Below are 584 nucleotides of genomic sequence, written 5' to 3' on the forward strand. Positions count from 1 at the left end.
CCGACTATACGCTGCTGAAAAGTCCCTACCCCGACCAGACACTGGTCCATGTCCACGCCGACGCGGGCGAGCTTGGCCGCGTCTACCGGCCGGCACTGGCGATCAACGCCTCACCTTCCGCCTTTGTCGAGGGCTTCTCGAAACGCAAGTCCGCTGCTGCGCCGGCCTGGGCGGGCGAGACGGTCAAGCTGCATGCCGCCTATCTCGACTGGTCGACGCCGCCGGAAACCGGCCCCGGCTCCGTCCAGATGGGACCGATCATGAACTATCTGGAAAAGGTGCTGCCCGACGACGCCATCCTGACCAACGGCGCCGGCAACTACGCCACCTGGGTGCATCGCTTCCATCGCTCACGCCGTTTTGGCACGCAGGCGGCGCCGACCTCCGGCTCGATGGGCTACGGCACGCCGGCCGCGGTCGCCGCCAAGGCGCTGCACCCGGAATGCGAAGTCATCGCCTTCGCCGGCGACGGCTGCTTCCTGATGAACGGGCAGGAGTTCGCCACCGCCGTCCAGTACGATCTGCCGATCATCGTCATCGTCGTCAACAACGGCATCTACGGCACGATCCGCATGCATCAGGAG

General features: G+C 66.1%; 1 protein-coding gene. It reads left to right on the forward strand.

Annotated features, from left to right (window positions below):
* The coding region (locus EOA33_RS37965; RefSeq protein WP_245482609.1) for a thiamine pyrophosphate-dependent enzyme at window positions 1–584 on the forward strand (584 nt) is incomplete at both ends.

Source organism: Mesorhizobium sp. M4A.F.Ca.ET.050.02.1.1 (genome assembly GCF_003997725.1).
Lineage (GTDB): Bacteria > Pseudomonadota > Alphaproteobacteria > Rhizobiales > Rhizobiaceae > Mesorhizobium.